24 protein-coding genes are annotated in these 24,232 nt (G+C 68.0%); 13 read left to right on the plus strand and 11 right to left on the minus strand.

Features of this window, described 5'->3' with window-relative positions; translation table 11 throughout:
* Positions 1-81: 81 nt before the first annotated feature.
* Complete coding sequence (locus AC5L36_RS13200; protein ID WP_441215758.1) at positions 82-741, plus strand: hypothetical protein; 660 nt, start codon at positions 82-84, stop codon at positions 739-741.
* 45 nt (positions 742-786) lie between these two features.
* Complete coding sequence (locus AC5L36_RS13205) at positions 787-1,260, plus strand: DinB family protein (RefSeq protein ID WP_441215759.1); 474 nt, start codon at positions 787-789, stop codon at positions 1,258-1,260.
* 55 nt (positions 1,261-1,315) lie between these two features.
* Here AC5L36_RS13205 and AC5L36_RS13210 read toward each other — a convergent pair whose 3' ends face one another.
* Positions 1,316-1,609 (minus strand): hypothetical protein, encoded by a 294-nt coding sequence (locus tag AC5L36_RS13210; protein ID WP_441215760.1) that lies wholly within the window; start codon positions 1,607-1,609, stop codon positions 1,316-1,318.
* Between the two features lie 13 nt (positions 1,610-1,622).
* On the opposite strand from AC5L36_RS13210, the gene AC5L36_RS13215 reads away from it, so the two are divergent.
* Together AC5L36_RS13215 and AC5L36_RS13220 are read left to right on the plus strand one after the other, a co-directional pair.
* Positions 1,623-2,693, plus strand: coding sequence for a phosphotransferase family protein (locus tag AC5L36_RS13215; RefSeq protein WP_441215761.1), 1,071 nt, complete (start codon positions 1,623-1,625; stop codon positions 2,691-2,693).
* A gap of 154 nt (positions 2,694-2,847) precedes the next feature.
* Positions 2,848-4,305 carry a pentapeptide repeat-containing protein gene (locus tag AC5L36_RS13220; protein ID WP_441215762.1) on the plus strand — a complete coding sequence of 486 codons (1,458 nt, stop codon included), beginning with the start codon at positions 2,848-2,850 and terminating at the stop codon, positions 4,303-4,305.
* On the opposite strand, the gene AC5L36_RS13225 is transcribed toward AC5L36_RS13220, so the two are convergent.
* The 3 genes from AC5L36_RS13225 to AC5L36_RS13235 all read right to left on the minus strand — a co-directional run bounded on the left by AC5L36_RS13225 (position 4,289) and on the right by AC5L36_RS13235 (position 8,042).
* On the minus strand, positions 4,289-6,847 hold the full coding sequence (locus tag AC5L36_RS13225; RefSeq protein WP_441215763.1) for an AfsR/SARP family transcriptional regulator: 2,559 nt from the start codon (positions 6,845-6,847) through the stop codon (positions 4,289-4,291). The two genes, AC5L36_RS13220 and AC5L36_RS13225, sit on opposite strands and share 17 nt — an antisense overlap.
* A 105-nt stretch (positions 6,848-6,952) precedes the next feature.
* On the minus strand, positions 6,953-7,675 hold the full coding sequence (locus tag AC5L36_RS13230; RefSeq protein WP_441215764.1) for an SDR family NAD(P)-dependent oxidoreductase: 723 nt from the start codon (positions 7,673-7,675) through the stop codon (positions 6,953-6,955).
* A 178-nt stretch (positions 7,676-7,853) separates the two neighbouring features.
* On the minus strand, positions 7,854-8,042 hold the full coding sequence (locus AC5L36_RS13235; RefSeq protein ID WP_441215765.1) for a hypothetical protein: 189 nt from the start codon (positions 8,040-8,042) through the stop codon (positions 7,854-7,856).
* A gap of 371 nt (positions 8,043-8,413) precedes the next feature.
* Here AC5L36_RS13235 and AC5L36_RS13240 point away from each other — a divergent pair, with 371 nt between their 5' ends.
* Positions 8,414-10,096, plus strand: a complete 1,683-nt coding sequence (locus tag AC5L36_RS13240; protein WP_441215766.1) for an alpha-amylase family protein — start codon at positions 8,414-8,416, stop codon at positions 10,094-10,096.
* A gap of 112 nt (positions 10,097-10,208) precedes the next feature.
* Here AC5L36_RS13240 and AC5L36_RS13245 read toward each other — a convergent pair whose 3' ends face one another.
* Together AC5L36_RS13245 and AC5L36_RS13250 are read right to left on the minus strand one after the other, a co-directional pair.
* Positions 10,209-10,922: a response regulator gene (locus AC5L36_RS13245; protein WP_441215767.1), complete on the minus strand. Its 714-nt coding sequence runs from the start codon at positions 10,920-10,922 to the stop codon at positions 10,209-10,211.
* Positions 10,919-11,770 (minus strand): sensor histidine kinase, encoded by an 852-nt coding sequence (locus AC5L36_RS13250; RefSeq protein WP_441215768.1) that lies wholly within the window; start codon positions 11,768-11,770, stop codon positions 10,919-10,921. Before AC5L36_RS13250 ends, AC5L36_RS13245 begins: the two co-directional genes overlap by 4 nt.
* Before the next feature lie 186 nt (positions 11,771-11,956).
* Between AC5L36_RS13250 and AC5L36_RS13255 the strand changes: the two genes are divergently transcribed.
* From AC5L36_RS13255 to AC5L36_RS13270, 4 genes are all read left to right on the plus strand, one after another.
* Positions 11,957-13,855 carry a bacteriocin-associated integral membrane family protein gene (locus tag AC5L36_RS13255; protein ID WP_441215769.1) on the plus strand — a complete coding sequence of 633 codons (1,899 nt, stop codon included), beginning with the start codon at positions 11,957-11,959 and terminating at the stop codon, positions 13,853-13,855.
* Complete coding sequence (locus AC5L36_RS13260; RefSeq protein WP_441215770.1) at positions 13,833-14,522, plus strand: ABC transporter ATP-binding protein; 690 nt, start codon at positions 13,833-13,835, stop codon at positions 14,520-14,522. Before AC5L36_RS13255 ends, AC5L36_RS13260 begins: the two co-directional genes overlap by 23 nt.
* Before the next feature lie 33 nt (positions 14,523-14,555).
* The gene (locus AC5L36_RS13265) at positions 14,556-14,903 is read left to right on the plus strand and encodes a hypothetical protein (RefSeq protein ID WP_441215771.1); all 348 of its coding nucleotides are present in this window, start codon (positions 14,556-14,558) and stop codon (positions 14,901-14,903) included.
* A 206-nt stretch (positions 14,904-15,109) separates the two neighbouring features.
* A complete protein-coding gene (locus AC5L36_RS13270; RefSeq protein WP_441215772.1) occupies positions 15,110-15,628 on the plus strand; it encodes a hypothetical protein in 519 nt (172 codons plus the stop codon).
* Between the two features lie 69 nt (positions 15,629-15,697).
* Here the strand turns inward: AC5L36_RS13270 and AC5L36_RS13275 are convergent, their stop codons facing one another.
* The 4 genes from AC5L36_RS13275 to AC5L36_RS13290 form a co-directional block, all read right to left on the minus strand.
* Positions 15,698-16,738, minus strand: coding sequence for a GDSL-type esterase/lipase family protein (locus tag AC5L36_RS13275; protein ID WP_441215773.1), 1,041 nt, complete (start codon positions 16,736-16,738; stop codon positions 15,698-15,700).
* A 537-nt stretch (positions 16,739-17,275) separates the two neighbouring features.
* Positions 17,276-17,743 (minus strand): YybH family protein, encoded by a 468-nt coding sequence (locus AC5L36_RS13280; protein ID WP_441215774.1) that lies wholly within the window; start codon positions 17,741-17,743, stop codon positions 17,276-17,278.
* Between the two features lie 237 nt (positions 17,744-17,980).
* Entirely contained in the window at positions 17,981-18,577 is a 597-nt protein-coding gene (locus AC5L36_RS13285; RefSeq protein WP_441215775.1) for a hypothetical protein, read from the minus strand.
* Positions 18,570-19,487 carry a C40 family peptidase gene (locus AC5L36_RS13290; RefSeq protein ID WP_441215776.1) on the minus strand — a complete coding sequence of 306 codons (918 nt, stop codon included), beginning with the start codon at positions 19,485-19,487 and terminating at the stop codon, positions 18,570-18,572. Before AC5L36_RS13290 ends, AC5L36_RS13285 begins: the two co-directional genes overlap by 8 nt.
* A gap of 728 nt (positions 19,488-20,215) precedes the next feature.
* Between AC5L36_RS13290 and AC5L36_RS13295 the strand changes: the two genes are divergently transcribed.
* From AC5L36_RS13295 to AC5L36_RS13305, 3 genes are all read left to right on the plus strand, one after another.
* Complete coding sequence (locus AC5L36_RS13295) at positions 20,216-21,364, plus strand: sensor histidine kinase (RefSeq protein ID WP_441215777.1); 1,149 nt, start codon at positions 20,216-20,218, stop codon at positions 21,362-21,364.
* Between the two features lie 8 nt (positions 21,365-21,372).
* Positions 21,373-22,059 (plus strand): LuxR C-terminal-related transcriptional regulator, encoded by a 687-nt coding sequence (locus tag AC5L36_RS13300; protein WP_441215778.1) that lies wholly within the window; start codon positions 21,373-21,375, stop codon positions 22,057-22,059.
* 324 nt (positions 22,060-22,383) lie between these two features.
* Positions 22,384-23,175 carry a class I SAM-dependent methyltransferase gene (locus AC5L36_RS13305; RefSeq protein ID WP_441215779.1) on the plus strand — a complete coding sequence of 264 codons (792 nt, stop codon included), beginning with the start codon at positions 22,384-22,386 and terminating at the stop codon, positions 23,173-23,175.
* A 97-nt stretch (positions 23,176-23,272) separates the two neighbouring features.
* Here the strand turns inward: AC5L36_RS13305 and AC5L36_RS13310 are convergent, their stop codons facing one another.
* The gene (locus AC5L36_RS13310; RefSeq protein WP_441215780.1) at positions 23,273-23,647 is read right to left on the minus strand and encodes a hypothetical protein; all 375 of its coding nucleotides are present in this window, start codon (positions 23,645-23,647) and stop codon (positions 23,273-23,275) included.
* Positions 23,648-23,769: 122 nt separating this feature from the next.
* Here AC5L36_RS13310 and AC5L36_RS13315 point away from each other — a divergent pair, with 122 nt between their 5' ends.
* Complete coding sequence (locus AC5L36_RS13315; protein WP_441215781.1) at positions 23,770-24,069, plus strand: hypothetical protein; 300 nt, start codon at positions 23,770-23,772, stop codon at positions 24,067-24,069.
* Positions 24,070-24,232: the final 163 nt, after the last annotated feature.

A 24,232-nucleotide genomic window follows, 5' to 3' on the forward strand; every position in this document is an offset into this window, starting at 1 on the left:
ATCTTCCAGTTCGCGTCCGAGGAGCCGCCAAGCTCGTGACACGAGGGGCGCTCTGATGGGCGACGCGTATCCTCTCCGGCTGTGGCGACCTGCGACAAATGCGGCCAGCACGAGACCGACGCCTGGTACGAGTACCACTACGGCGCGCATGTGCGCACCGAACCGGCCGGGTCCTACGAAGTCACCTGGTACAGCGACATCCGGCAGGGCGGCGCGCATGTGTGCTCCCGGTGCGGTAACCGTCACGTCATGCTCCGCTACCTGCTGCCGTTCGCCCTCGTGCCACTGCTGGTGGTCGCAACGGCCTACGGCCCGGCGGTCGAGCTAAGCACCTATCTCGTTCTCGCTGTCGTACTGGCCGCGCTGACAGCCAGCGTCGGCCCGGCCGCGTGGTGGTGCGTTCAGCATGCCGCAGCCCGCTCGCGCCGGGTGATCCTCCCGGTACTGGGATTGGCACTGGTATGGGCCACGGGCACTTTCGGCCTGATCGGTTCGTTCGCCCTCGCCATCGCCAGCGCTGAAGGCGACCTGTCCGGCTGGCCGGAGGTGTTCCTGTGGCTGCCGGTGACTGCGCAGTTGGTGCTGCTGTGGTTCCTTTGGCGGGAGCGCTCAATCCTGGTGGAGACATTGGCGTGGCGTCTGCACAAGACCCGCCTGCGGCGAGCCGGCACACCGGCATGGCGGTCGGGCCTGCGCGGCTGGAACAGCTATCAGTCCAGCCAACTGCGCAAGCCCCGCTAAGGCTCCAACGTCTCTGGGGTGCTGGATGCGGTTAGGGTTTACCGGGTGACGGACCGAAAGCCGCCCGGAATCTCGGCCGACGAGAAGACCACGCTAGTCGGATTCCTGAACTACCTTCGCGATGCGATCACCGCCAAGGCGACCGGCGTACCGGAACCTCAGGTCCGCACTCCCGGCGTGCCCTCCGGCACCAGCCTGCTCGGACTGATCAAACACCTGACATCCGTCGAGCGCTACTACTTCCAGGGCGCAGACGTCCGCAACTGGGCCGCAACGTTCAAGCCGACCAGAAAAGACACAGTAGACAGTGTGCTCGCCGGCTACCGGCAGGCGGTCGCCGAGGCGAATGCCGTGATCGAGTCATGCGACGACCTCGCTCAACCGGTTCCGAGATCAGTGAACGCGAAGTCAGCACCATCGATGCGCTGGCTCCTCACGCACATGATCGAAGAAACGGCTCGGCACGCCGGGCACGCCGACATCCTCCGGGAACAGATCGACGGTGCGACGGGCCGATGAATAGCTATGAGAGGGCGTTCCGGGAGGCTATGTCCGTTATGACCCTGGCGTTGGGTTAGGACCACCGGTGGGCGGGCCGGGCGAGAGTGAACAGGCCGGCCTCGGCCTCGGTCAGAACGCCGCGGGCGACGAGGCGTTTGAGTTTGGCGCGGAGCCCTTCGACGTCTTTGGCGGCGGTGCCGATACCCAGCGCATGGCAGATGTCCTTGGCGCGTAGTCCACTGAGGTCGGTGGTGGCGAACACGGCGAGGATCTGCTGGTAGGCCGGGCTGGCCACGGTCACGTCCGCCGGCGGTGGGCTGCCGTTGGCGGCGCCGGCGAGGCGCAGTCTCCTCCACGAGGCGGACACGTGCCGTCGGGTCTTGACAGGTTCCCGTGTCTGGATCACCATCGTCCAGTGCGGGCAAGGTAACCAATGCGGAACTGGTCCTACTAGGTCGCTGCTCGACTGGCTTGAGAAACAGCTCGGCCATCGCATGATGGTCACAGGCGTTCGTTCTCTGCACGACGGGGAAAGCCCGTGGTGGATCGATGTGACGACGCCCAACGAGTCGCCCTTCTCGGTGGTCCTTCGGTCCCCGAGCAGCAGAATCCGTCCCGATATGATTGCGACCAACGCAGCGGCGCTTGCCGTCGCCGAGAAGTATGGCTTGCCGGCTCCTCGGCTGCTCGCCAGCGATCTCGACGGCCGGTCCACCGGAGGCGTGGCAGCGACGTTGGAGACGGCGCTGCCGGGCAGCAGTGCGCTGCCGGGCACGGTTACGGCCGCGTGCCTCAAAGAAGCCGGCGCCGCGATCGCTCGGGTACACGCGATTCCCCTTGAACCACAGGCCGATTTGCCGTTGCGGACCCGCCCTACCCAGGTCGATGACCGTGCCATGGAGCGACGCTGGGCAACCCTCTACCAGGCGTCGACTGACGTGCAGAAGCCGGCGGTCGTAGCAGCGCTGCGTGAACTGACCGGGTGGGGCGAAGACACTGCTCTGCGGGTGGCGGCCGGCGCGCGGTCGACGCCGCTGCTGCAACTCGCCGACGAACGGATCCGGGAGATCCCGCGCCCACAAGCGCGGACCGTGTTCGTCCACGGCGACGTCTGGTGGGGCAACATGCGCTGGGATGGTGAGACCTGCCTCGCGCTGATCGACTGGAAAATCGCCGGCGCCGGTGATCCGGGCGTCGACCTTGGCGAGTTGCGCATGCAGATGGCAATCCAGTACGGGCTCGATGCGCCGGCACACGTCCTCGACGGCTGGGAACGCCAGGCCGGCCGCACAGCGACGAACGTGCCTTACTGGGACGCGGTCGCCGCCCTCAACACCCCCGTCACCATGGACGGCTGGCCCGGGTTCGACACGAACGGTCAACCCCTCGACACTCCAGCGGTCACTGCACGACGTGACGCGTTCCTCCGCGGCGCCTTCGACGCCCTTTAACGCGGGTCTCCATCACGCCGGTACATCGTCTGCCGCTCCGGCTGCGCCGAAGAGCCAAAGGCGCGAGCCAAGCTCACAGCCGTGACGAATTGCTGATCCAGGAGACGGTGTGCGGTTTGCCGCGGGGTTGGCTCGAAGCACTACGCTCTGCGCCGTGGATGAGACCTTGACGGGGTTCGAGGCGGCGGCTGACCGGCTCGCGACGGCTGCTCCGGGCACGGCACAAGCGGCCGTGGCGGAGCTGATCACGCTGGCCGTGGCCGACGCTGAGCTGCGGCAGTCGGTCACGGAAACGATTTGCCGGTGGCTGCGAGGCGAGGCCGGGTCAAGCGGCGTCGCGGTCCAGCAGCGGCGTGCCGTACTTGGGTCGCTGACCGATCGGCTGCGGGCGCGAGAGGCACCGTGGCAAGGCGTGAGCGTCGACCTGTCCGGTGCGACGCTCGTCGACGCCGACTTCACCGGCTGCCGGCTCGGCGGTGCCGTGTTCGCCGACACCCGGTTCCACGGCACCACGGTCTTCGACGGCGTCACGTTCGATGGTGAGGTCATGTTCCAGCGAGCGGTCTTCTACGACGACGCCAGCTTCACGGAGGTGCGATTCGAAGGCGATGCCGAGTTCGGCCGGGCCCGGTTTCGTGGCCGGGCGGACTTCACCGGTGCGGCTTTCGGCGGCATGGCCTGGTTCGGGCGCGGCACCGACACGTGGTGGGAAGACGACGAGGCGTGGGAGACGGTCGAAGAGATCGACCCGGCGCCCTGGGACGAGCTCAACGAGGACGATCCGCACTGGCCCATCGCGGTGCTCATCGAGGACTACCAGGACTGGGAGGAGGGCGGCGACGGCGCGCGGTTCGCCGGTGACGCGTCGTTCGCTGGCGTCCGGTTCGACGGCCCGGCCTGGTTCTACAACGCCCGGTTCGCGGCGGCGGCCACGTTCGCGGGGGCCCGCTTCGCGGGGCGGGTGCATCTCGACCAGCCCTCGGTCGACCTCTCCGACGCGCACTGGGCCGGTGGCACCGACGACGGTAGGTCCGAGTGGCCGCTGGGCTGGACGGTGCGATCGGACGGCGCCGGCGGCGTGCTGGTCCCGGATTCCTCGATAGCGCCACACACCCGGCGGCTGGCCGACCCGGACCCCTCGGTCCGCGCGGCCGCGCTGGAGAGCCTGGACCGACTCGGTGACGACCGGCCCGAGCTACGGCAGCGTGTCGTGGCGACGCTGTGCTCGTTCCTGCGGATCCCGGTGCCGTTCGATCTGCACGCGCAGGAACGCACCGCAGAACAGACCACGCTGCTCCAGCTGCGCCAGCAGGCGCAAACACTACTCGCGCAGCGGCTGCGGCCCGGCCCCGGACAGTGGAAGGACATGAACGTGTGGCTCTGCGGCGCCACGCTTGTCGAGCTGGACTTCAGCGGCTGCGAGGGTGGGTACGCCGAGTTCACCGGCGCCCAGTTCCACGGGACAACCCGCTTCGACGGCAGCCGGTTCGACCCAGCGACGTTCACATTGGACGGATCGTCCGGCCGGGCCACCTTCCACGGCGACGTCCTGTTCGACAGCGAGCCGCCCGACGGCGCAGTCTTCCACGGCGCTGTCACCTCACGCGCCTAAGCGTGTGCCAGCGCTCGGCATCTGCCGCGGCTATGTGTTCTGCCGGTGGCCCAGCCGCCCGGGTTCGGTGGAGGCCAGGTGAGCACGGATGGCGTCGGTGGTGGTTTCCTCGTCGTCGGTGCGGTCGATTCCGATGTCGGTGAGGATGTTCAGGGCGTGTTGCCAGTGTTCGCGGGCTTGTTCGTGCTGGCCCCGGGCGTGGTGGGCGTGGGCGAGTCCGTCGTGGGCGCGGGCCTCGTCGACGGGTTGGCCCAACTTTCCCGCCGGTCAGCGCGTCCAACTCGCCAACCGGGTGACCGGTGGCCCGGGCAAGGCGCAACGCTTGCTCGAGGTGGTCGGCGGCTTGCGTGTATCGGCCGCGCAGCCGGTGGATGTGACCAAGGCCGGCCAGCGCATCCATCTCGCCGACGCGGTGGCCGGTGGCACGGGCTGTCATCAGGGCCTGGTGGTGAAGGGCTTCGGCGTCGTGGTAGCGGCCTCGGGAGCGTAGATGCCGGTGCAGGATGGTCGACAGGTGCAGGACGTGTTCAGCCTGGCCGTGTTCGGCGGTGTATCTGGCGGCGGTCAGCAGGTTGGGAAGCTCGTTGTCCAGCCAGCCGAGCGCGGCTGCCGGGTCCTGGAGGTCGGGGCTCGGGGTGCTCGCGGGAGGTACCTCGGGGCGGCCTTCGGGCTCGTATGGGTGTGCGGCGTCCACGGCGAGCGCGGCGGTGTGCCGGTAGTAGTCGAGAAGTCGATTCAACGCCGCGCGGTTGGTGGACTCCGTCTGGTCGCGGGTCGCGGTGAGCGTGGCATGGGCGTGGACGAGGTCGTGGAACCGGTACCGGCCGGGTGTGGGTTCTTGCAGCAGGTGGGCATCGAGGAGTTGGTCGAGCAGCCGGCTGGCGTGATCTGGGGTGGAGTCGAGCAGGGCGGCGGTGGCGTACGCGTCGGTGTCTGGGCCGGGGTGTAGGCCGAGCAGTCGGTACGCGCGTTGGGTGTCGCCGGTCAGGTGCCGGTAGGACAGGTCGAGGGTGGCGGTGACGCTGCGCTGCCCGGCTTCGAGCTCGCTGAGCCGCTGCTGCTGGTCGCTGAGCCGCGCCACCAGGTGGGACAGCTGCCAGGCGGGGTGGGATCGCAGCCGGGCGGCCGCGATGCGGATCGCCAGCGGCAGCCGGCCACACAGCTCGACGAGGTCCGCCACCAGCTCAGCTGGCTGGTCGCGTAGCCGGCCCGGGCCGGCGGTCCGCACGAACAGGCTGGCCGCGTCGGGGGCGGGCAGGGTGTCCAGCGACAGGGTGTGGGTGTGGTCCAGTCCGGCCAGCCTGTGCCGGCTGGTGATCAGCACCAGGCAGCCGGCGCTGCCCGGTAGCAGCGGCGCCACCTGGGTTTCGGTGGCGGCGTCGTCCAGCAGGATCAGCATCTGCTGGTCGGCGAGCCGCGTGCGGTACAACGCGGCCCGATCCTCCAGGCCGGCCGGGATCTGTGGCCCGGGAACGCCGAGGGCGCGCAGCAGGTGCTCGAGCGCCTCCGCCGGCTCGCGAGGCGCCATGCCCGGTGTGTGCCCGTGCAGGTCGATGAACAGCTGCCCGTGCGGGTACCGGTCGGCGATCCGGTGTGCCAGGTGGACGGCGAGGGCGGTCTTGCCGATCCCGGCCATCCCGTCGATCGCGCTGATCACCACCGTGGACGCGTCCCGTGTCTGGTCCAGCGCGGCCAGCTCACGGGCCCGGCCGGTGAACAGCTGTGGCGGCGCAGGTAGCTGCCGCACCGGGCCCGAGGTGTGCGCGGTCGCGGACGGTGCCGGGGTCAGGGTGGGGTCGGCGGCCAGGATCTGCTGGTGCAGCCGCTGTAGCGCCGGGCCGGGCCGCACCCCGAGCTCCTGGTCGAGCAGCCGGTAGATCCGCTGGTAAGCGTCGAGGGCGTCGGCCTGCCGCCCGGCGCGGTAGAGCGCGAGCATGAGGTGTGCCCAGAGCCGCTCGCACAGCGGGTGGCGGGCGGTGAGCTCGGCCAGCTCGGCGGCGAGCACCGCCGGCTCGGCCAAACCCAGCCGCGCCTGGAAGCTGTCCTCCAGCACCATCATGCGCAACTCTTCGAGCCGTTCAACTTCTGGTTGGAGCGCGGCGGGCAGTGGCAGGTCTTCCAGCACCGGCCCGCGCCATCGGGCCAGGGCCTGGGCAAAGTGTTCGACGGCGGGTGCGTGGCGCTGCTCGGACAACGCCTGCCGGCCCTGGCCGGCCAGCCTCTCGAACACCGCCGCGTCCAGCTCTTCCGCCGCGGCCCGAAGCTGGTATCCGCCGGAGGCCCGGTGCAGGCGCGGCGGGTCGGCTGGCTCACCGGCGTGCAGCAGGCGTCGCAGGTCGCTGACGTAGGACTGGAGGTTGGCCCGCGCCGACGGCGGGGGCGCTTCGGGCCACAGCAGATCGAGCAGCGACTCGGTCGACACCGGCGTGTTGGCCCGCAGCAACAGCACGGCCAGCAGCAGTCGCTGCTTGCGCCGGGGCGGCGTCAGCAGCTGCCCCGTATCATCCCTGATCTCCAGGATGCCCAGTATCCGAAACTCCATGATCCCCGTCCGCGGGTGAGGCTCCGACCGGGACGCCCCGCTTCAGCGGGCCTCCACCGGGCAAGCCGTAATGCCGGGCATCGATCCACTTTCTTGTCGAAGTAGCTAGTCGACGACGGCACCGGCGGTGAGGTTGATCTCGGTGGCGGTCATCGTGGCGGCCAGGTCGGAGGCGGCGAACACGGCCGCGTTGCCGACCTGGTCGTAGCTGGGGCGCCGCGGCAGCAGCAGCCGGTCAGCTTCTGGGTCGGGCTCCCCCGTATTCGGCGAGCCTGGGGAAAGTAGCCAGGCGACGCGCACGCCGTGTGGCCCGAGCTCGGCGGCGAGCTGCCGGCAGAGGCCCGCGAGCGCGGCCCAGGCGACGTGGGAGCCGCCGAGGTTGGGGATGGCCTCGCGGCCGCCGCCCATGACGAGGATGACTCCGGTGCCGCGTCGGACCATGTGGCGTGCCGCCGCGGTGGCGACGGTGAGGCTCGACGTGAGGGCCTTGGTGACCGGCTGCATGACGTCACCGATCGGCATGTCGACCAGCGGTGTGCCTTGGATGTCGTCGTTGAAGGTGGCGTTGAAGCAGATGTCGATACCGTCACCGCGGTCGGCCACGGCGGCGGCGTGCCGTTCGACCGCGTCCCGGTCAAGGACGTTCAGGACGTCGACGTGCGCGACACCGCCGGCCGCGCGGATGCCGGTGGCGACGTCCTCGAGGGTCGTCCGGGTGCGCCCGGTCAGGTGGACGGCGGCGCCTTGCCGCGCGAATGCCCGCGCGACGGCGGAACCGATGGAGCCGCTTCCACCGTGGACGATTGCAGTTCGGTTCAGCAGCAGCATTGTTCGTCAACCTCCCGTCGCTCAGGCCTCGACGCGGCGCCCGTTTCGGCGGCCTCGCACGCCGACGGCCCGGCCACGTTCGAGTATCACCTGGTCGACGGCCGTCGACAGTGCGAGGGTGACGTTCGAGGGTGTCCCACGACCACGTAGTCGAACTCCGTCACGAAACTTCCGCCCTTCATGTGCGGCGGCGACGGTCGGGCTGGTCGCTGCCGAGTACCACCGCCAGGATCGCGGTCGGCTTGTCCATCGGGAGCAGTTCCCCGGTGATGACGCCCTCCCACCGTCGGTACCGGACAAGGCCCATCGACGTCCGGTGCTCGGACAGCACGGTCCCGACCACCCCGTGTGGTGTCCTGTCACGCACGCTGCACCCTCCAATGTGGATTGCTGCGGTGTCGTGCCGCGCCTTGGCTCGTCCGGTCAGGACGTCACGGCGCAACGTCCGCATCCCCGCGGGGCGAACGGCTCCTTCGCGGGAGGACCACGCCAGTGCCAGCTGGCGCCCTACGTGGACAACGCTGCCGTCGGGTGCTACACGGCCCGCCATACACCGCCGTGTAGATCGCGTTAGGTGTCCCGTGGTCCGGCGGTAACTCCCGTCTGATGTAACGCCGCGAGGCACCGCCGCGCTCTCTCCACTGACGGCCCGGTACGGGGCCACCGCAGAGGGAGGACGGTGAGCCGGGACCATGGTCATCGTGCAGGCTGTGAGTGGGCGACTCTCGGTCGGTCCCGGTGAGTAGACGCTGGTATCGCAACGGGGTGATCTACTCGCTCGACGTCAGCCGGTTTCAAGACTCCAACGGCGACGGCATCGGTGACCTCCGCGGCTTGATCGGCCGTTTCGACTACCTGTCCCGTCTCGGTGTGAACACGATCTGGCTCAACCCGATCCATCCGTCACCGATGCGCGATGGCGGCTACGACGTCACCGACCACTACGCGATCCATCCGCGGCTGGGCAGCATGGGCGACTTCGCCGAACTGCTCGACGAGGCCGACGAGCGCGGTATCCGCGTGATGTTGGACCTGGTCGTCAACCACACCAGCGACCAGCATCCGTGGTTTCAGGCCGCCCGCGCCGATCACGCCTCGCCGTACCGGGACTGGTATGTCTGGTCGGACACCGAGCCGCCCGACCGGTTCGAGGGCCAGGTCTTCCCCGACGTGGAGACGGAGACCTGGACCTACGACGAGGCCGCCGACGCGTGGTACCGGCACCGGTTCTACGCCTTCGAGCCGGACCTCAACGTGGACAACCCGGCCGTCCGCACGGAAATCCTCCGGATCGTGCAGTTCTGGCTGCGGCTCGGCGTTTCCGGCTTCCGGGTCGATGCCGCCCCGTTCCTGATCGAACACTTCGATGCCGACGGCCGGCCGTTTTCCGACTTCAGGTTTCTGCGCGAGCTCCGCGAGACCATCTCCTGGCGTCGCGGCGACGCGGTGCTGCTGGCCGAGGCGAACGTATCCGACACCGAGCTACTGGAGTACTTCGGCTCCGACGATGGACACGCCAGCCGGGTGCCGATGGTGTTCGCGTTCCGCCTCAACCAGGCCATCATGCTCGCCCTGGCCCGCCAGGATGCCACCGCGATCCGGCAGGTGTTCACCGAACTGCCGGACCTGCCCCGGCACGCACAGTGGGCCACCTTCCTCCGCAACCACGACGAAGTCGACCTCGGCCGACTGACGGCCGCCGAACGCGAGGACGTCTTCCGCGCCTTCGGCCCCGAACCACACATGCGGCTCTACCGCCGCGGCATCCGCCGCCGCCTAGCCCCCATGCTCAACGGCGACCGCCGCCGCCTCGAACTCGCCTACAGCTTGCAGCTCTCCATGCCCGGCACACCGGTCATCCGGTACGGCGACGAGATCGGCATGGGCGAAAACCTCGACCTACCCGAACGCGAAGCGATCCGCACACCGATGCAGTGGGACGAAACCCCCGGCGGCGGCTTCTCCACCGCCGCCGCGCACCGGCTCCCCGTACCGCCGATCACCGACGAACCCTACGGCTACCCCACCCTGAACGTCGCCGCCCAGCGACGCGACCCCGTCAGCCTGCTGACCTGGTTCGAACGGATGCTGCACACCCTCCGCGAATGCGAAGAAATCAGCGGCGGGCACCACGAGATCCTCTCCGACGCCTGCCCGCCCCACGTCCTGGTACATCTGGTCACCGCGCCCGAGGGCAGACTGCTGTTTCTGCACAACCTCGCCGACCGACCCTGCCGGCTGGCCATCCCCGCACAACCCGGCGACCCCTACCCCATCGCGGTCGCCGCCGACAGCGACTACGGCGACGACATAGACCTCAACGACCTGGAACTCAACGGCTACGGCTACCGCTGGATCCGCCTTCGCGACACCCGCACCTCGGCGGTGACAGCCTGGCCCACGGCGGCATCTGACCTGTAGACGCGTTGTCCGCCACGGCGGGGTCGCCGGCAGCGCCGTTGTCGAGCTCACTCATCGATCCCCCATTCGAGGTCGTGAGAGACCTCCAGCCAGCGGCGAGTGTTGTTCACCATCAACGTTCGTCGAGACGGTTTCTACCGCTGATGTGGGAGGGGTGCGGCCGCGCGCTGACCAGCCCGGCGTCGTATGCGGCGATCACGAGGTGCGTGCGGTCACGGGCGTCGAGCTTGCGTAGCAGGTGCGAGACGTGGGTTTTGACGGTCTTGATGGAGATCGTTAGTTGATGGGCGATCTCGTCATTGGACAGGCCCTGCCCGATGAGGCCGAGCATTTCCACTTCGCGTGTGGTCAGCTGGTCTGGCGGGGAGGGTTCGACGGCGGTCGGTCCTCTGGCGGTGTAGTGCGCGACAAGTCGGGTCAGGATCGAAGGGGCGAACAGCGGCTCGCCATTGTGGGTGCGGCGGATCGCGGCGAGCAGGTCGGTGGGCTTGCTGTCTTTGAGCAGAAAGCCGCTGGCTCCCGCGCGCAGTGCGTGGAAGACGTACTCGTCGAGGTCGAACATGCTCAGTACGAGCACTCGCGTGTGCGCGAGCTTCGGCATCCGGCAGATGCGCCGGGTCGCTTCGATTCCGTCGAGGCGCGGCATCCTGACGTCCATGAGTACCACGTCCGGTGTGGTGTCGCTGGCGACGGTGGTGGCCTCCAGGCCGTCGTGGGCCTCTCCGACGACGGCGAGGTCGGGTTCGGCGTTGATGATCATCGCGAGGCTGTGCCTGAGCAGTGGCTGGTCGTCGGCTAGGACGACCCGCACCGGCGCGCTTGTCATGTCGTCCCGTCCGGGATGGTGGCTACGAGGCGAAACCCCGGCGGGTGGGGCGTAGCGGTGACGGTGCCGCCCAGACTGATGGTCCGTTCCCGCAGGCCGATGAGGCCGTGCCTCGGGCCGGGGTTGGCGGCCCAGCCTGGGCTCGGCCCGTCGTCGGTGATGGTGACGACGACGGCGTCGGGTGCTCGTGCGAGGTTGACCTCGACGCGTGTGAGGCCGGCGTGGCGGGTGCTGTTGGCCAGCCCTTCGCGGACCACCGCGCAGATCCCGGCCTGGGCTCCTGAGGACACCGGGCCGAGCTCGTCCTGGTGCAGGTCTACGCGCAGGCCCGCCCGGCGCGCGTCCGCGATGATCTTCGGCAGGGAGGCGAGATCATCCGTAGGGTGGCGGCTGGCCGGGTGGTCGACCTCGCGCAGCGCCTGAAGCATCCGTCGCAGCTCGACGGTGGCCTGACGGCTGAGTGCCTCGACGTCCGCGATGGCGGCCATCAGCTCCTTCTCGTCAGGCTTACGCGCGTGGAGATGCGCCGCCGCGGCCGCCCGTACGGTGATCATGCCGAGTCCGTGAGAGACGATGTCGTGCAGGTCGCGGGCGATGCGCAAGCGCTCGGCGAGCACCGCCTCCGCGGCATTCCACCGCGCCTGCGTCGCCTCATGTTCGGCGCGTTCGGCACGTAGCCGAACCATCGCTCGCGCCGCGACCGCCGCGGCGGCAGCGACCAGTAACAGCGTGGCGAGCGGCCACGTGAGCCCGAGTACCACGACAGCGGCGAGCGCGACGACGCCGGCGCCGACCGGCAGCAGCCAGCTCACCGATCGCCGAAAACGGCGCCCGCGCTCATGGGTCATACGCCGAATCTAGCGGCTGTCACCGTGCTGGGCGTCAGACCACGGTCCGACAGCCCCACGTCCGACAACCGGCGGGAGTTGCGGTCCGTGGACCGATGTGGCGTGCCTTCCGGAACTGTTCTCTTGAGCCCGACACAAATGGGAGGACCGTTGCACAAGCGCGTCGTAGGAGCCGTAGCAGGGGCATTGTTCGCCCTTCTGGCGCTGGTGTCGGCCGTAATTACTGATCTTTACGATCGCGATTTTCCGCAGGCCATCGGGGTCGAGAGCAGGCTTGGTCTTGACTTCGGCGACTCGCGATTTACGCCCGTGGAAGCGTTCGCGTACCTAGAGGAGCTCGATGCGCGTCTGGGTCTTGGCCTGGTCAGGGTCGTGCCGGACCTCGACGACGAGGGCGGACAGGTCTACATAGCACTCAATTCCGCAGACCTGCCGGCCGAGTTTCGTTACTTCGGCGAGGGTGTGGGCAAGGTCGTCGGCAAGGAGCGGCTGGCCCACTCCTACCCTGACGGAACCTACCTCGTGACCGGCGATCGTGGCCGCCTCGGCGAGTTCGAGGACGCGCTGCGCCGTGATGGTGTGAGCATCCGCCGCAGCGACGCCTCTGTCGCTGACAGCCTGCGATTCGTCGTGAAGGAGGCAAGCTTCTTCGCCGCGGTCCTTGCCGCGTTCGCGCTGATCGCCGCGCTCGCGCTGTATTGGTTGTCGATGAAGGCGCGGGGGCGCGCATTGCGGGTGCTGGGTGGCTGCCCGACCGCGCGGATCCAGATGCAGGACCTGGGCGGCTTCCTCGGCGCGCTGGTGGTTTCGGCGGTCGCCGTCGCCCTAGCCGCCGCGGCGTGCGTCGGCGTGCTTCGTGGCTGGATGTACGTCGGTTCCTTCCTGAAGGCGTTGGCCGGCCTAGAGATCACCGTCATCGTCGCGTCACTGCTCGCCGCGCTCGCCATGTCCGCCTCCGCCTGGCCGAGCGCCACCATCCTCGCCACCAGGCAACCCGCGGCGAAGAGCCTGCGCTTGGCAGCCATCGTCATCCAAGCCGCCACGTTCGTCCTGGTGGTCGCTACGGCCGGACCCGCATGGTCCGCACTCGAACGGTCGTCCGCCATCGCCGCCGAGATGGCGCAGTGGAGAAAGCTATCGGACCAGGTCGGCCTGGCGTTCGTGGGCACCGACGACGAGATGACCGGAGTGGAGCCACAGATCGGTCAACTGGTCAAAGAGGCCGAGTCACTCGGCTCGGTCGCGTACTCGTACGCGTTCACTCCCGATTCGTCGGCGGATTTCGGAGGCTATTCGGCGGTAGCGTTCGTAAACCAGCGTTGGCTGGACCTCATGACCCGCGGCGCACGGCGGCCCGCTGTCGCACATGTGCCGTACCGCGACGTCCAAGAAATCATCGTCCCCGCGTTCGCCGACCAGTTCGCGTTGTGGTCGAGAAGCAAGGCTCCCGGCGAGGCGCAACTCGCCCAGCTCCGGTTCGTACGGCCGGTGGAGGGTTTCCGGCTACCAGTGGCGACCGGCGGTGGAGGAGACCTGCGGTTGATGGACGACGTCCTCGTCGCCGTGATGCCCTCCCTCTACGAGGCCATCGACGATTCCAACCTGACGTCCATGATCTCGACCCACAACATTGTCTTCACCGGCGTGGCGGCGACACAGAAACTGCTGGAGCGTCACCGTCTTACCACGCCGGCGCTCCGGGTCGTCTACATCGCGGAGGAAGGGATCATCCAGGCGCGGTTCGCTGCGTACGTCGTGTGGTTGCGGAGTCTCGCGCTTGCCGCCTTGGCCGCAGCGTTCACCGTCGCCGCCGCGGTCAGCGCATTGATTACCGCCCTGCTCCACGCCAAGCGTGACTTCCCGTTACGGGCGGCGGGCCAGTCGTGGGCGCTGATCCTCCGGCGCCGCGTCGCCAAGGAATTGCTTGCCGGTCTCGGCCTCACGATGATTGTGCTGCTGTTCCAGAAACCCGACGCGATAGGCGCAATTCTCGTTGCCGCGGCACTCGGATTGCTCGTCCCCCCGCTGGGTCACCTGTTCTCCGCACAATGGTGTTTCGCCGGTGTCGGCCGGCGCCGGATCTGATCGGAGCGAGAAGATGTTGATTGCCGCGCACGGTGTCTCGAAAGCCATCGACGGGCGACTCGTGCTCGACAACGAGTCCATTCGCTGCGAGCCCGGCACCATGACGGCCCTGGTCGGCCCTAGCGGCTCTGGAAAGACCACGCTGTTGCACTGCCTCGGGCTGCTGCTCCCCGTCGACGAGGGACGCATCGTGATCGGCACAGACGACGTCACGGCATACAGAAGCGCGGCGCGACGCCGCTTCTGGCGTGATCACGCGGCGTTCGTACTTCAGGACTACGGCATCATGGACGAGGAGTCGGTCGCCTTCAACGTCGCGATGCGTGCTGGCCTCATCCCACGTCTCGCCACCGGCGCCCAGGAGCGTTTGCGGCGGACGCTCGACCGGACAGGCCTGTCGGGGCGACAAGATGAGACGGCCAGCCACCTCAGCGGCGGCGAAAAGCAGCGACTCGCTCTGGCGCGCGCCATCTACAAGCAAGCCAGGATCGTATTCGTCGACGAGCCGACCGCATCGCTCGATGCCGCCAACCGCCAAAAGGTCATCGACCTGCTCGCCGAACTCGCCGCCGACGGCCGAACCGTGCTTGTGTCTACGCACGACTCCGAGATGATCAGCGCGTGCGACTCCCGGCACGAGATCGGTTCGAACCGTCAGGCCGCATGACCCCCTCCATCACTCACTGCGGAAAGGTTCATCATGAAGTCCGTCACCATAATTGTCCTCGGAATCGCGTCGCTTCTGGGAGTGGGAGCGATCGCTCTATCCGGAGTGATCACGAGATCGGGCGATACACACCCGCCGTGCGACCAATTGCCCACCGTGGCCGTGGCCAGCGAAAGGCTCGCCAAAAATCAGGACCTGGCCAACGAGATCGAGTCGTTGGGTAACGGCGTCGCCGTCGAAGTGGGCAAACCGTGCGCCGCTGGACAGGACCGCGCGCTGATCAGCGTGGCCTACGAGACAGGGTCCGAGCGCGAGGCCATCTCCGACCTGCTCACCCACCGTGACGGATTCGGCGTTCCGGTGCACCTGGTGAAGCGTTAGCCCCAGCCGCCTACCGGCCGCCACCCGAGCCGCCACCGCGGCAAACGGAGCCGCTCCCAGTGGTTTCCGTCCGACAGGCCGGCACGGTCCGTGCCGGCGTACGGGGTTGAACGCGATGCGGAAGGCCTCGATAGTAGTCCGGAGACAACCTCGATCGTGTAGCCCTCGCCTCGCTACACGTGACCAGGCACCGCTGTCTTAAGGAGATGCTTCTGAACGCGCTCGCAATCGTCGCTACCACGGTAGGCCCGCTGCTCGGCGTGCTGGTAGGAGGTTGGGCGACCCATTGGACGCAGCAAAGAGGCTGGCGAAGAGACGAGCAGCGTTACCTGATGGACTCCAGACGCCAAGCGTACGGTTTGTTCCTCACCGCCGTACGCGCCTACTTCGCGTACGCCCAAAGTCCCAGTGTCAAGATTGCCGCAGTGAAGGTCTCGGACGGCAGCGACGTCGAGATACCGATCCTCGATGAGACAGGCGTTCCTTACAAAGAACGACTCGACGCGGCACACGCGAGTGTTCGGCTAATCGCCGGCTCCACCGTGGTCGTGGAGCGTGCGCACGACCTGTCGAAGGCGGTACGTCGTGCCGTCGCCACCCGCGCGCACTACGACGCTGGGCGTATTCCGCGCGAGACTTATCTGGCCGTGTGGGCGGCGGAACGGCGGTTCATCGACACGGTTAGGGCCGAACTCGGGCTTGGCGCCGTCGAGTACGACGATTGAACACGTGGACACTCAATTCGCGATCCCCTTGTACGTCCCTGGCGTAGCCATCGGGCAGCGGTCGACCACCTAGGCGCGCACGCGCCGCAGAAATACCCGCGAGGGTGGCTGCCCGGGTACGCCGTGGCAGCTCACGTGGCCGAAGGCCAGCAGCAGCGTCAGGCGCAGGCACCGGCCGAGGGCCTCCTGCCCATACGCGTTGGGGTGCATCGACTCGGCGAGGGTGCTGCCCTGGCCGGGCAGGTCGATCCAGCGGATCCACTCACTCGTGGCGGCCTCCGGCGCGGTCTGCGGCTGCCGCGCCGCGCTGTGGCACAGCTCGTGGCCGCGGAACGCGTCCCGAAGGTCGAGGAACTGCGCGCGATGCGCGACCGCGACCGCGTGGAGGGTGTCGGCGAGCTGGGCCACGAGTCGCGTGTGGCCCCATTCGACGTCCGCGTCGTAGAACGGGCAGCCAGCCACCGACGTGCGGCCGTCGCGATCTGACTCCGGGTACCGCATATCCGCGGCCCTCGGCATCGGCGCCGGGTAGGACTGAAGGATCAGCCGATACGAACCGGCGCGGTACCCAGCGGTGGCCATCGCGGCGTGGACATCGTCGATCGCGCGGCCCACCCCGGCGCGCATGTCGGCAAGGCGCTGCTCTACAGCGGCCTGCTTGGCGGGGTGGCAAGGCAGCGGACCGACCTCCGGATCGAACGTCAGGTAGGCGATCACACAGTCGGTCACGATCCCCGCGAACCCGACGTCGTTGCCGCCGACCGACACCGCGATCGCCAGTACCCGATGGGTCCTGGCGACCTGCGCGAGTTGGAGGATCTGCGCCTGCATGCCGGCGGAGGTGATACCCGAGCAGGCGAGGTTGACCGGTGTGACGCCAGGAAGCCGCACCTGGGTTATCTCGGCCACGTCCGAACGCCAGCAGCCGCCGACCGTGTCGGCGTAGATCAGCGAGGGGTCGTAAGGGGCGGCGGGCGAACCGGTGTAGGCGCGGTCGGTGCCCCTGCGGTCTGCGGTGTTGTCGGCCGAGTTGCCCAGCCAGCGGCCGGCATTACCGGAGATGAAGGAGTCGCCGAGGCTGACCACCGCCAGCGGACGGCGGTCGGCCACACCGGCCGAGGCTGGTGTGTGCCCCGCCGCCGGCACCGCCGACAGCACAACCACAACGATCGCCAAACGCGGGAACAGCCGGCGTCCAACCATGATGACCACGCCTCCTCAGTGGAAGCCGCCTCGACGGACGAGCCGATCGTAGCGGCGCCGACACGTCCGGCGTCCTCCACTTTGCACACACTTAACCTTCGGCGTGATTGCCACGAGGCACCGCTCCCGCCGCGGCCGCCAGGCGTCGGCTGTTCGGGCGGCCCGGAGAACCCTTACCCCACACGAGAAAGAGGCGACCCTCACCCTCAGTGACGACCTGCCTGGGGCCTTCGGACGCGCAGTCCGGTCGCCCTTGCGCGTCCCGAAGGCATCCGGCCGGCGACGGGTTCGTATCACTGCGAGCAACCGCCACCGACCGGGACGGCACCAGCACGGAACAGACCGTCCTGCGCGCGTACCGGATCGGATGAGCTGACATCTCACGGCCGGCCCCCTGGTCGATGCGACCGGGGGCCGGCCCTGTGCGGCAACCGCTAGCGGCTGCTACCAGCTCGGCTCTCGGTCGCGCTGCATCAGTGGAGGAATGCGGTAGTTGGCGTAGGTGTATTTGCCGGTGATCGCTCCATCGGTGTCGAAATGGAAGACATCGACGCCGTGCCACCGCATGTGCGTGCCGTACCGCAGGCGTGCGAACAGCCGCAGCGCCAAGGGGACGGCACGTCCACGCGGGCCGGAGATGTCGATCCGGCACACCCAGCGGATGGCCGCCCGCCGCCGGGCCTGGTCGACGAGCCGGTCGTACACCTCGAAGCGCATAGCGCCGTATCGGCCGGCGAACTGTGGCGCGAACTCTGCTCGGATAGCGGCCCGGCCGTGATGTGTGACGCCGTTGCCCGGACAGTACTCCGCCGTTTCCGAGAAGAACGACATCACCCTGTCAAGGTCGTTGTCGTTGAAGGCCGCGACGAACTCCTCGATGACATCGGCCAAATCACGCTTCGCATCTGTCACGGCAGAGGCCTACTCCCTTGTCGTTCTGGGCGACGGAAGTCGTCGCGCTTTGTCGTCGAACAATGCGGGGGCCACTGCTCGACGATGGCCAACCGGGCAGTGGGCGGGCCAGTCACGGCGCAGCATAGCCGCCATCACCTGGATGGGGCGGAGCGGCTCGAGCCATCAGACAGGGCGGGATCGGCGCCGCCTGTGGCGCGCGCACGGGCGCAGGCGGTGGTTGGGAGAGGCGGTGCCTCACGCCCGGAAGGTCAGGCCGAACTCGGCACCCAGCTGCCGCACCGCCTCGGGATCGCCGAAGACGGCCTGCGGCCCGTAGGCGCCGTCGTAGATCTCGACGGCGCACCACCGAGCAGGCGAGCCGGCCGGCACGAGTTCGTGAATGCGCATGGCGAACGTCATCACGGCATCGAACTCCTCCTCGTCCTCGTCCTCGTCGTGCGGGATCCGCCACTCGCGCGGCTCCCCGTCGCAGCGGAACCGCAGCGCATGGTGACCGCCCGCCTCGTCGTCCACCACGTCGACGTCCGTGATCGTGATCAGTCCACGCGTGCGGTCCGCGATCAACCGCAACTGCTCCTCGTACAGTTGGGGCCCGTCTTCACATACTCCGCGGAAGGCATCTGGGTCGGCGTCGTACCAGATCCCCAGACTGTCGAGCAGCCTCAGCACGGCCCGGTCGTCCGGCACACCGAAGTAGTCAAGCGTCCTGTCCAACATGTCCGGTTCCAGGGCATCTAACGCTGTCTGCGCGTCTACGAGGCCGAGCTCGACCACGCGCTCCGTCACCTGGCGAATGGTCAATGTGGACTCCACAGGTTGCAGGTCATCCATTGTCGACGGTCGTAACGCCGAGGATGCGGTAGGCGGCGACGAAGCGGCTGCTCCACCACGAGGTATTGGCGTGGAAGCCGACTTTGACCCCGGGGCTGCGGGCGTCGTAGAGGGTGTCGTCCCCGGCCCAGAAGGCGACGTGCGTGATGTAGCGACCGTTGTCGACGGTGTTGGTGTAGAAGAGCAGGTCACCGATCTTCAGGTCCGAGGTCGGAATCCGCTTGGCGTATTTCTTCGCGGGAGAGGTATGGGTCCGCGCCCAGTCGTAGATCTGTTCGGCGGTGCGGACGCTGCTCGTGTCGAAATCGGGGAAGTTTCCGACCTCGTTGTAGGAGGTGAGCAGGAGCCCCGAGCAGTCATAGGCTGGACCCGTACCACCCAACAAGTAGTCGGCACCCTGCTTGTCGACAGCTTTCCGGTAGGCGATCCTGGTCCAGTTGAAGATATTCCTCTCCTGGTAGCAGGAGGTCCCCTGCTCGGTCGTCCCGTTCTGGACCTTCACCAGAAGGTGGTTGAGGTCGGCGAGGTTGCTTGGGTTCCATTCGAACTTGGCGCCATCCTGATGGGTGCCGTTGCCGCCCCTGAGGACGAAGTAGGCGTTGTCGCCGGGGAAGACGAAGGGCTCCGCGTTGTGGTCCTCGTCGTGGGCCTGGATCCGCAGGACCGGAGAGATGTTGGCCGCCGTGCCGGTGTCTTCGACGCGCCACCAGATGTTCACCTTGTTCGGGCCTTCCCAGCCGACCTGGATGAAGGCCTCGGCGCCCGGGCAGGAGACGGTGAGCGTGCCGCTCGGGTTGGCCAAACCGTCTGCGGACGCCGGAGGCACCGCCACGAAGACGCCACCGGAAATCGCGACCGCGCAGGCCGCGATCAGCGTCTCGATTCTGCGTTTCAGATGCTTCCCTTTCATGGTGGAGATCTCCTTTCAGCGCGGGATCGGCGAGACGGCCGCCAGCCGCGCCCCCGTACAGGTCATAGCCTGCGCGGCTGGGCGCGGCACCGACCGGGTGGTCTATGCCGCCGCCCAACTCGTCCGTGGTGAACACCTCAGGGTGAGGCTTCTTTGAAACAGGGCTAGTTCTGCAATACCGTGGCGTCGAGGTGGCGGTGCACCCGACCGATCCGGGTGAGCATGCTATGTGTGCCAACCCCGTCCGCTCTGCTTGGCATACGTAGCCAGGTCCTGCATCGTCGCGTCATCCAGAGCCAGCGCGGACTGCCCCGTCCCGGTCACTCTGAAGGCGCCCGCCGAGGCCGGCGCGGCCCGCACCGGCATGCCCCCGGGAGCGAGAATCGCCGCGTTGTTTCTTGGCGCTGCTACGTGCGGGGCCTGCCGCGACCACCGTCAGGCCTGCGGTGACCGCCAGCGAGACGAGCAGGGCCAGGACTCGTCGCATCTATCGTGTCCTCTCGAAGGAAACCGGGTGATATCCCGCTCGGTCGGCTGAAGTACCCTGATCGTTGCGTTTCGGGGGTTCGCTGTGACCCAACGAATCCGCGAACTTTCGTCGGCCTGGACCGTCGGTCACCCCGAGGAGGACCATGAGCGGCCGGAAGGGGCTATGGCGGGTCGCGGAGTTGCCAACGACCAAGGCCGGCGTCGAGCGGGCATTCTCGTACTGCATAGCGGGGATCCGCTTGGGCACGATCGCGCAGATGATCCCGGCTGTTCACATCGGCGTAGCGACGTCACCGCATGAAGTCGGCTACCTCGCGTGCTGGGCCGCCGCAGCCGTCGCGGCCGTCGCGGTGAGCGTGGTGACGCTCGTGCGCCGTCGCCCGCTGGGCGCGGCGACCTCCGCGACGGACTTCGCGCTGGCCTGCGTGTTGCTCGTCCTGGGGCCTCTGGTACTGCCGTCGGGGGAACGCATCGGCACCTGGGTCACGTACCAACCGGCCTACGCGCTGTCGGTCATCATCACTGCCAGCGGTGTCCGCAGCCGCGTCCTCTGGGCGGGCGGTCTCCTCGGCGTTGTCGTCTCCTACATGGTGTATCTCGGCGGCGAGATCGAGGGAAACATGACCTGGACCGCCGTCGGCAACGTCCTCACCTACGTGGTGTACGCGCTGGTCGCGCGGATCTTCTTCGGATTCACCCGCCGCATCGCGCGCGACGCTGATTCCTCGCGGGCCCGCGCCGCGGAGCTGGCGCGGCGCGAGGAGGAGAGGCGTGCCCAGGTGATGATGCACAACGGCGTCGCGCTCATGCGGCTGCTCACCGAGCCGGGGACCGACGCCACACGCTCCCGGCTCATCGACCAGGCTGAGGTGGAGCTGCGGCGCATGCGCTCCTACCTGCGCGGCCAGGCGCCGGACAGGGATGCAGCCGCCGCTGAGGTGGCCGATGCCAACTCCCCCGTCGTGCTCGCTGCGGTGATCGAGCGGGTCTGCGACCGATTCGCCGACCTGCACGTCGATGCATTGGTCGACCTCGGCGCCGACCTGAAAGTTCCCGCCGGGCAAGCCGAAGCGCTCGAACGCGCCCTCGAGAGCCTGCTTCTCAACGTACGCGTGCACGCCCGCGCGGACACGGTCGTGATCCACCTCGACCAGGACACGGACGGGACTTGGGTGATGACTGTGCACGACGACGGCGTCGGGTTCGACCCAACCTCCGTGCCCGCGGGGGTTGGGCTGCGCGAGGTCGTCGTCGGCGAACTGCGGCGGCAAGGGCTCCACGTAAAGATCGAGTCCGGAGTAGATGAGGGGACCACAGTGACGATCTGGTCCGGCCCCGGGCCAGCCGCCGTTCATACGGACCGGGACGCCACCGCGGACGCGCCATGAGGCCCCAGGTGGCGGTAGTCGACGACGCGTCGCTGATACGCGAGTCGTTCGGCCTGCTCATGCCTGGTCTGGACGTCGTCGCCGCGTTCGCGACCGTGGAGGAACTCGTGCGTCGACGCCCGACCGTAGACGTAGTCCTGCTCGACCTGCACCTGGCAAACCTCGAACAGCAACCCGACGTCCGCCAGGGCATCGCCGCGATCCGCGCGTTGACGAGCCGCGGCTACCGCGTCTGCGTCTACAGCCAGGAGGAACGCCGCTTCGTCCTCGCCGCGTGTGTCGCGGCGGGCGCGAGCGGGATCGTCTCCAAGGCGCTGCCAACCGGCCGGGCAGAGCAACTCTTCCTCGAAGTCGCCTCCGGTGGCACCATCGTGCCGCAGCCGGTCGTCGGGATACTCGAGGTTCTGGTCCGGCGCGACTGCATCACCCTGCTCAGCAAACGCCAGCGCCAGATCCTCCACGGCCGCGCCCGCGGCCTGAGCTACGCCCAGATCGCCAAGCAACTGTTCGTAAGCGAATCCACACTGCGCGGCTACTGGCTCGACCTGACCCGGTCGCTGTCCAACTCCCTGCGCGACCTCACTCCCAGCGAGATCGAACGAGCCCTCGGACTCGCGCCCGGAGACCTTCTGGAATTCTGGTCCGGGGAGGCAACTGACGCGAAAGATTGGTGGCGCGTCGACACGGGCAAATGAGCTGACCAAAGGCTCGGCCCGGCAGCCCTTGCCACAGCCTTGAACTTGTCGCCGGACCAGATGTAGCGGTTGCGCCGGTGCGACAACGGTCCGTGTCCTGACATTCGGGGTAGGGATTCCACATCAGACATCGTTGTCGGCGGTCATGCTCGCCGACATAGCCGACCGCCTCGAAGACCCGACATGGACCCAGATTGTCGTCGACCGCGTCAGCTGAGGCTTGGTACGCCCGGCCAACCTACTGTCGGCGGCAGAACAGGCGCGCCGTGAGCGGTCGGGTCAAAGCGGTTGCCGGCTACGCCGCCCGTCCATACGGTGGGCACCGTGACGGCGGATCTGTTTGACGCAGCGGCGATGTACGACGAGGACTACCTGCATTTCTTCGCCGGATCGGACGCCGACGGCACGCCGACGCACGGCCCCGTTGTGGGAACGGCGTACGCCGGCGCGTCCGCCGCCGCTGATCTCGTCTGGCAGCTGCTGGATCTGCAACCTGGAATGAGCGTGCTCGATCTGGCCTGTGGCCACGGCGTGTTGGCGAACATGTTGGCGGCGCGCGGGTGCCGGGTCACCGGCCTCGACTCCTCGGCGGCGTTCCTGGGTCGCGCTCGAGCCGACGCGGAGGCGATGGCCGTGGAAGTCGAGTACGTATCCGGGGACATGCGAGAACTGCCAGGATGGACGGCCCGGTTCGACCGGGTCGTCAACTGGACGACGGCGTTCGGGTACTTCGATGACGTCATCAACCGCACTGTGCTGACGGAGATGGCACGAGTCCTACGGCCGGGCGGCAAGCTGGCCATGGATCTCGACAACCTGACGAAATTCCTTGCGTCGTACACGCCGTCGCGTGTCACGGCTATCCGAAACAACGGCGACATGCTCGTCGACCGTCACCACCTGGATCCGCTGACGGGACGCTTCCAGGTCGAACGCACGGTCGTTCGCGACGGTCAAGCCCGCCGATTGACTTTCGTCAAGCGGTTGTTCGGCTTTCCCGAGCTGCGTGATTGGTGCACCGCCGCGGGTTTCACCCGTGTGGCCGGATACGGCGAAGACGGAAGCCCGCTGAATGCCGACCACAATCGAATGGTTGTGGTTGCGGAGCTTCCGTAGCACGTGCTGCATTTCCGCCGAGGTGATGGGCAGCAGCCATAGCAGCCGCGGCAAATGAGTGCGCGAGCCCTGTCGGCCCTCGTCGACTCATCGTTGACTACGGTTGTCCCTTGAGCCACGCCTCCACACGGCGGTGTCTACCAAGCCCTACCGCATCGAATTCATCGATGTGGCCATGCGCACGGACGCCGAGCCTCCGAAGCGCCTGGGAAATCGCAGACCGTCGGACCGTGACCGGAGGCGCGTCATCACCGTCCACGATCGGTCCGAGCACAAGCGCGCCGGCCTCCCAGACCGCCGCGAACTGCGTGCCAGTCCCGCCCCAGAAATCGGCCTCCACGTAGGCCACCGGCCCACGCCCAGACCACTCGGCCAGCACCGTGTCAAACCCCGGCGGAAAGCGCTGGCACACGGCGAAGCGCGAGTCAACCGTGCCGCCTCGCGCCACCTCGTCGAACAGGCCCTCGGTCATCGGCAGAAGGCACACTCCTTGACCGAGCGGCACAACGACGCCACCAACCAAGCCCCGCGCCGGCTGCAATCCAGGCCCGCTGCCGCTGCCACCCAACCCTGCCACCCGGCCTGGCCCGGCACATGCGCGTCGAGCACGAGTACGACCGCGGCGACGCGCTGGCTTACCTGGCCGCCCTGGACGTGCACGCCGGCACAGTGACCGGCCGGTGCGCGCCGACCACCGGCATCAAACCGTTCGCCGCCCTGGTCGAGCAGGTCATGACAGCCGAGCCGTACGCCTCAGCTCGACGGGTGTTCTGGGTCGTGGACAACGGCTCCTCGCACCGCGGCCAGGCCTCCTGCGACCGGATGCTGACTGCCGAGCAGTTGGCCGGAGCGGTCGTTGACGGGCGCACCAGGCTCCCACCCGAGCTTGCATAGCAACCATCGGGGATCACCCAATCATGTGACGCCAGAGAACAGCGGCGCCACCGCCTCGAACCGCACTATCCCACGCCGTATCGCTGCTTGCTCATCTTGACCGCGTGGCGTTGCCGGTAGGCGATCGGGTCGAAGACCGACGGCCGGCAGGCCCGAGCACTGG

The organism is Phytohabitans sp. LZ39 (genome assembly GCF_059359075.1).

Coding starts and splice junctions, on each gene's coding strand:
- AC5L36_RS13225 (WP_441215763.1), bottom strand. CDS start 6,847: ATGGAGTTTCGGATACTGGGCATCCTGGAGATCAGGGATGATACGGGG.
- AC5L36_RS13230 (WP_441215764.1), bottom strand. CDS start 7,675: ATGCTGCTGCTGAACCGAACTGCAATCGTCCACGGTGGAAGCGGCTCC.
- AC5L36_RS13245 (WP_441215767.1), bottom strand. CDS start 10,922: ATGACAAGCGCGCCGGTGCGGGTCGTCCTAGCCGACGACCAGCCACTG.
- AC5L36_RS13250 (WP_441215768.1), bottom strand. CDS start 11,770: ATGACCCATGAGCGCGGGCGCCGTTTTCGGCGATCGGTGAGCTGGCTG.
- AC5L36_RS13265 (WP_441215771.1), top strand. CDS start 14,556: ATGAAGTCCGTCACCATAATTGTCCTCGGAATCGCGTCGCTTCTGGGA.
- AC5L36_RS13270 (WP_441215772.1), top strand. CDS start 15,110: ATGCTTCTGAACGCGCTCGCAATCGTCGCTACCACGGTAGGCCCGCTG.
- AC5L36_RS13285 (WP_441215775.1), bottom strand. CDS start 18,577: ATGGATGACCTGCAACCTGTGGAGTCCACATTGACCATTCGCCAGGTG.
- AC5L36_RS13290 (WP_441215776.1), bottom strand. CDS start 19,487: ATGAAAGGGAAGCATCTGAAACGCAGAATCGAGACGCTGATCGCGGCC.
- AC5L36_RS13310 (WP_441215780.1), bottom strand. CDS start 23,647: ATGACCGAGGGCCTGTTCGACGAGGTGGCGCGAGGCGGCACGGTTGAC.
- AC5L36_RS13315 (WP_441215781.1), top strand. CDS start 23,770: ATGCGCGTCGAGCACGAGTACGACCGCGGCGACGCGCTGGCTTACCTG.